General features: G+C 73.8%; 2 protein-coding genes and 1 pseudogene. All 3 read right to left on the minus strand.

Annotated elements, in window-relative coordinates; genetic code table 11:
- Nucleotides 1–37: 37 nt before the first annotated feature.
- Nucleotides 38–910: a D-alanyl-D-alanine carboxypeptidase family protein gene (locus FNH08_RS47930; RefSeq protein WP_228034818.1), complete on the minus strand. Its 873-nt coding sequence runs from the start codon at nucleotides 908–910 to the stop codon at nucleotides 38–40.
- Between the two features lie 314 nt (nucleotides 911–1224).
- Entirely contained in the window at nucleotides 1225–2547 is a 1323-nt protein-coding gene (locus FNH08_RS47935; protein ID WP_152778186.1) for a vWA domain-containing protein, read from the minus strand.
- Nucleotides 2548–2714: 167 nt separating this feature from the next.
- Nucleotides 2715–3050 (minus strand): annotated as a pseudogene (locus FNH08_RS47940) (AAA family ATPase); the annotation flags it as partial.

Genomic DNA, 3050 nt, shown 5'->3' on the forward strand with positions numbered 1-3050 from the left:
GGCGTCGCCGGTCCCGGGCCCCGATGGGTCGCCCCGGTCAGTCCTGCTGGGCACCCGCGGGCAGCGAGCGCAGCTTCATGGTCGACGCGGTGCTGGTGCCGAAGCCGTAGTCCAGTATCTTCGCGGCGTCGTTGTAGCGGTCGGTGGCGTTCAGGACGACACCGATGAGGGTCTTGTCACCGCGGGTGGCGGCGAAGACGAGGCACGGCCCGGCAGCGGTGCCGGTGCCGGTCTTGATACCGATGGCGCCGGTGTAGGAGCCGAGCAGTTTGTTGGTGTTGTACCAGGTGTAGGTGCGGGTGCCGCCGGTGCTGGTGGTGGCGTACCGCACGGTCTTCTGCGTCTTGACGACGGTGCGGAAGGTCGAGTACCCCATCGCGCTGCGGGCGAGCTTCGCCAGATCGCGCGGGGTGGTGTAGTTCTCGCCGGCCGCCGAGATGCCGTCGAACGAGTCGAAGTGGGTGTTGGTCAGCCCGAGATACGCGGCCTTCTTGTTCATCTTGCCGATGAACGACTTCACCCGTGCGGCGCGGGTGTCACCGGTGCCGAAGGTGTCGGCGAGCGCGTACGCGGCGTCGCAGCCCGAGGGCAGCATCATCGCGTACAGCAGCTGCCGGACGGTCACGCGGTCGCCGGTCCGCAGGTCGGCGGTGCTCGCGCCCTTGGCGGTGACGTAGTCGCGGTAGGCCTGCTGGACGGTGACCTTGCGGTCGAGGTCGAGTCCGGGCTGGCTGAGGACCACGCGGGCGGTCATGATCTTCGTGGTGCTGGCCATCGGCCGCTTGGTGTCCGCGTACTTGCTCATCAGCTTCGTGCCGGTCGCCTTGTCCATCAGGAAGGCGCCCTTGGCGCTGACCGTGGGCGCGGTGGCCGCCTGCGCGGGCGAGGCCACGGGGGTGGCCAGCAGCATGGTGCCCGCGGTCACGGCGATGGCCGCTGCCTTGCGCACCGTCAGGGCGCGGGATCTTCGTGCGCCCGCACCCCAGCGGACACGCCTGTCCTTCTCAAGGATCATCAATTCAAACGCTCCGATATTCCATCTGAATCGACATGCAAGCCATGGAGCGGGGCAAAAGCGGTGATCTGCCTCTCCCTCTGACTCACGAGGGAGGGCATGGTCGCACAGCCCGGGCCCGGACACCGATCGACCTCACAAATCGGGCATCAGTGGCGAGGGGCGCAAGTTGCTCGCCACGGGTGGCGTTTCCGTGCCACCGCCTTGTCTCAGCCGATGGTGACGACACGGGCCCAGGGCGGCGGGGTGTCCGGGACGTAGTCGGGGTTCTTCTCGTCCACGGCGCGGGTGGGCCGGGGGAAGAGACCGACGACGGTGCGGCAGGGCGGCTGTGCGGAGGGCCACGGCGTCTGACCGTCCGTCAGGGCCACGATCACGTCGGGGCGTGGACGGGAGCGGAGCGCCCGGGCGAAACCGGAGCGCAGATCCGTTCCCCCGCCGCCGACCAGTTCGATGTTCTCCGCGCGGCAGAGCGGGACGGCCACCCCGGCCGCGGCGTCGCAGGAGATCACCGAGACCAGGTCGCGCCGGCCGCCCACCGCGCGGGAGATCGCCGCCACCTCCAGCAGCGCGCTGCCCAGCTCGGCATCACTCACGGAGCCGGACGTGTCGATCACGACACACACCCGGGGCGGCGTACGGCGCAGGCTCGGCAGCAGCACCCCGGGGACGGCGGCCGAGCGCCGCGACGGACGCCGGTAGCTGTGGTTCTCGCCCGCCCCCGGCGCACCCGCCGCCGAGCGGACCGCCGCCCCCAGCACCTGCCGCCACGGCTGCGGAGGATGGAACGCCTCGTCGGCCCATCGGCGCCACCCCTCCGGCGCGTGGCCGGGCCGGCCCTTGATCCCCTCCGCCACCCGGAAGCGGACCGCGTCCCGCTGCTGCCTGCTCAGCCCGTGCGCCCCGTCGGGCCCCAGCTCCCACGGCCGGTCCTGCCCGTCGGCACCGCTGCCGCAGTCCAGCCAGGCCAGGTCCGCGGCGAGCCCGGACATCGACGCGGTCCGCAGATAGTCCTCCATCAGCAGCCCGGCGGGCAGCCGCAACAGCGAGGGCAGCACCGCCCCGGCGGGCCGGGGCAGACCGTCGCCGTAGATGTCGTCGTTGATCTCGAAGTCGGCGGCGATGTTCCGCCGCAGCCTCCCCCAGCCTTCGGCCGCGGGAACCCCCGTCTCGTTTCTCCCCCAGCCTTCGGCCGCGGGAACCCCCGTCTCGTTTCTCCCCCGGCCTTCGGCCGGAGGGGCCCCCATCTCGCCGCGCTCGCCCGGCCCGTGCCCCTCGTGCTCCCGCGCATACCGTTCGCCCCGCCCGTGGTGGTCCCGGAGCAGATGGGAGACCTCGTGCACCCAGACGCCCGCCAGCTCCTCCACCGGGGTGCACGCCACGAAGCCGGGGGAGACGTAGCAGCGCCAGTGCGCGTCCACCGCCATCGTCGGCACCGACCGGTCCTCCACCACGTGCAGCGCGAAGAGCGCGTCGGCCAGGTAGGGACGGACCTTCACCGCGTGCAGCCGGGCTGCCAGCAGCTTCTCCATGTCCAGCGGAAGTCCGGCCCGGCCGGCCGGCCCTCCGGAGCCGGCCGGCGGCCCCGGCACGGTGGCCCGCACCGGGCGCGGCGGCGCGGGCGGGGACATCGGGCGCGGCAGCGGGCGCGGCCCCGGGCGCGGCTCCCGGCGCGGCTCCGGGCGCTTCGCGGCCCCCTTCATCGGCGGCCCCCCGTCGCACGCCCTGCGTCGGCCGCCGCCACGGCGCGCCCCACCGACCGGTCGGCCCGTCGGGCGAGACCGACCACCCCGGCCAGCCGCTCCACAGCCTCCGGCACCTCCCAGTCGTCGCGCCGCACCGCGGCCAGCGCCGTCGCCGGGGCGACCACCAGGTCCGGGGCGCCGGTCTCCAGCGCCCGGACCAGCACCGCCCAGCCCGCCTCCCACCGCTCGCGCTCCGGCCGCGCCCCGACAGCGGCCACCACCGCCTCCAGCGCCGCCTGGCGCAGATCGCCCCGCGCCGGCAGCTCGGCGGAGGCCGGATCGGCCAGCAG

The sequence above is a fragment of the Streptomyces spongiae genome, from assembly GCF_009377185.1.
In the GTDB taxonomy this organism is placed as follows: Bacteria; Actinomycetota; Actinomycetes; order Streptomycetales; family Streptomycetaceae; genus Streptomyces; species Streptomyces spongiae.